The organism is Gilliamella sp. B2911 (assembly GCF_026536965.1).
Lineage (GTDB): Bacteria > Pseudomonadota > Gammaproteobacteria > Enterobacterales > Orbaceae > Gilliamella > Gilliamella apicola_E.
Map to the genome: position 1 here is coordinate 1 of NZ_JAFNNA010000024.1, position 3,575 is coordinate 3,575.

Annotated in this window: 2 protein-coding genes; both read left to right on the top strand. The window is 40.4% G+C overall.

Annotation, left to right across the window (positions count from 1 at the left end):
* On the top strand, nt 1-1,199 hold a 1,199-nt coding region (locus tag J3U27_RS11510), incomplete at its 5' end, for a hypothetical protein (protein WP_267377498.1).
* Nucleotides 1,200-2,132: 933 nt separating this feature from the next.
* Nucleotides 2,133-3,488, top strand: a complete 1,356-nt coding sequence (locus tag J3U27_RS11515) for a hypothetical protein (protein WP_267377499.1) — start codon at nt 2,133-2,135, stop codon at nt 3,486-3,488.
* Nucleotides 3,489-3,575: the final 87 nt, after the last annotated feature.

The window sequence follows — 3,575 nt, forward strand, 5'->3', positions numbered from 1 at the left end:
ATTACACGCCTTCTAACAATTCATCATCTACAACCCCAATCACCTTGCCCGTTGAGGGTCAGAGTTTTGCTGATATTCGTATGTTGGTTCCTACTGATACTGATTCAGTTTCTTTAAGTACACTTATCGGTCCTCCTAATAATTATTGGGGAGATGATGATGGTGATTCTGGTGTTACTGCTACTGGTCGTTTAAGTTTATCTATCGTCGATAAATACAATCAAGCTGTATCACGTAGTACCGTTCCAACAATTTGTAAGGCACCTTATAGGGTTACGTTATCTAGTACTGACGGTACATTATCAACTCGTTACGGATTTCCTAATCGTAGTACTTTCAGTGCTCGTAGTGAGACTTATTACATCAATCCAAAGGCTAGCCCAGCAGTTTGTTTTGCTCGGCCTAATTTAATGTTTGGTAAGCGTGGTGATGATAGGGATAACCCATATTTTGATTTTACTGGCCCAGCTTCGATGTGGGACCCTAATAAAGGTTTTCTCACACAAAAAACAGACCCTCTCTATTACGGTCAAAACTTTCCTACAACTGGTGCTAATGGATTGTACTTTGATTTACTCATTGGTGGTGTTAGTCAGCCATTGTCTTGGTCTCCTGTTTCTCTGGGTGGTATCACAGTCACAATGTCTAATCCTACTGCTACAAGCGTTCGTGTTACTTTAACTGGTCCTCACGCTACCGAATCCCAGCATAGTTCATCCTATCCTGGTCGTATTTCTAAACCTACTTTGCCTCAGACATTCGAGTTGGTCGGTCGTGATACTAATGGTACTCCAGTTGTTAAATATGGTTTTACTTTGAAGCAGTGGTTCGTCCACCGTGGTTCTAAGCGGGACTATTATTCTAGTACATTATCTTGGTGTAATAGTCTTGGTTATCGTCTTGTTAAGGTAAAGGATTTAACCAACGCATCTTGTCCAAGCAACGATTCTCGCTGTCGTGGTTCAGTCGGCGCCACCCCTTCCTCGCCGGGTGAGTATTACATGCGTCATATAGATTCTGGCTTTTCCTCGGAGTGGGGCAAACTGGCTAATTATTCAGGCTTTGGCTTCAACTCCATCTGGTGGTTCTGGACTAGTGACCCGGATGCTGGTTCCCAGTTTATCGTGCGCACAGACAACGGTTACTTGAATTGGGGCTACCCCGACATCGCCTACAACGGCCTTTGCTCCCATCCTTAGTTTTTATTTCTTCGTCCTTAATCCTTAGGGTGGGGGTGATAAAAAATAGTATTAGGTGATTAAAAGTAAGCTGACTCAAGGAGTCAACGTCGTTTAGCCATAAAAAAAGCGATTTTGCGGCTAAGCGACGCTTCAATTACCCGCCTCGGCGGGTTTATTTTTGAAGTGTTTTATCGCAAAAAAAGTTGAGGAACGGGGTTTTTGAGGTTCTAAATTCTGCTTTGCAATGTTGTCTCAAATAAATAATTCCGCTTTAAACTGTGGTGCTTTTTAGTTGTCGTGTTTTTCCATTAAAAAAAGTTGAGGAACGGGGTTTTTGAAGTTTTAAATTTCACTTAAAAACTTTTAAATGATCCAAATCACTAAATTTCTAATTCAAAGCCCTAAAATAAAATTTTCAAGGATCAATTGTTCTAATTTTAAAGATTTGTAATTGCAATATATTTAATTAAAACAATAGTTAATAAATTATAAATTAGATCATTTTTAGATCCTATTTACAAAAGTTAACGTAAATGAGCGAAAAAAAGTGTTGCATCGTGTTTTTCCAATCACTATACTTTTTACACGGTTTTAGCTACAAGGCTAAAATTTGATATAAAAGTATAAAATTACAAATAAATCAAAAAATTACTTGACAAGGTAGTCTAAAATGCATTATAATTTTCAACAGGCAACAGGCAACAGGCAACCTGGCCAACCTATCTTTTAAATTCGTCTAAGTCCATCTCCCAGTTTAATTTTTTCACTGAGGCTTATTTTTCTACTCAATCAAGTGAAATTCTGCGAATTTTCGCGCGATCGCTTCCGCGATCCTCTTCTCGATCTTTTTTCCGGTCGTTTTCCGGATCCATTTTCAGATCCTTTTCGCGATCCTTTTTCGGATCCTGTTTTCGATCCTTTTCCGAATTATCCCGGCAGATTGTTTTTTTTGTGGCTTTTTTTCTTCCTTTTTCGGGTCACGCATTGACATCACAGACAACTAGGAATGCGATACAGGGTAATGTGCCGTATTTGACTTTCGATGGTGGTCGTACTCGTGCGGTTGATGCTAACGGTCTGCTTGGGATTACGCTATCTAACGGAGCTAATTACACGCCTTCTAATAATACTTCATATACAACCCCAATCGTCTTGCCGGTTGAGGGTCAGAGTTTTGCTGATATTGGTATGTTCGTTCCTACTGATACTAATTCAGTCGATTTAAGTACACTTATCGGTCCTCCTAATAATTATTGGGGTGATGATGATGGTGATTCTGTCGTTAGTGCTACAGGTTCTTTAAGTTTATCTATCGTCGATAAAAACAATCAGTCAGTATCGCGTAATTCAGTGCTAACAGTTTGTAATGCACCTTATAAAGTTAAGTTATCTAGTACTAACGGTACATTATCTACTCGTTACGGATTTCCTAATCGTAGTACTTTCAGTGCCCGTAGTGAGACTTATTACGTCAATCCTAAGGCTTCGCCGGTGGTTTGTTTTGCTCGGCCTAACTTATTGTATGGTAAGCTTGGTGATTGGCCTTCTTACCCATCTTGGGATTTTGCTGGTCCTGCTTCGATTTGGAACCCTAATAAAGGTTTTCTCACTCAAAAAACAGACCCTCTCTATTACGGTCAAAACTTTCCTACAACTGGCGCTAATGGATTGTACTTTGATTTAGATATTAGTGGTAGTAGTCAGCCATTGTCTTGGTCTCCTGTTTCTCTGGGTGGTATCACAGTCACAATGTCTAATCCTACTGCTACAAGCGTTCGTGTTACTTTAACTGGTCCTCACGCTACCGAATCCCAGCATAATTCTAGAAATCCTAGTCCTATTTCTAAACCTACTTTGCCTCAGACTTTCGAGTTGGTCGGTCGTGATACTAATGGTACTCCTGTCGTCAAATATGGTTTTACTTTGAAGCAGTGGTTCGTGAACCGTGGTTCTAAGCGGGACTATTATTCTAGTACATTATCTTGGTGTAATAGTCTTGGTTATCGTCTTGTTAAGGTAAAGGATTTAACCAACGTATATTGTCCTAACAACGATTCTGACTGTAGTGGTTCAGTCGGCGCCACCCCTCCCTCACCTAGTAATCATTACCAACGTAGAATTGGTTCTGGCTTTTTCACTGAGTGGGGACGAATGTATGATTATTCAGGCGTTGGTTTCATCGAATGGCGCTACTGGACTAGTGACCCGATTGGTATTTCCCAGTTTGTCGTGAACATAAGCAACGGTCGCGTGTCTCATGGCCACTTCTACAGTGACTACGAAAGCGGCCTTTGCTCCCATCCTTAGTATTTATTTCTTCGTCCTTAATCCTTAGGGCGGGGGTTGGAGTGATAAAAAATAGTATTAGGTGATTAAAAGTAAGCTGACTCAAGG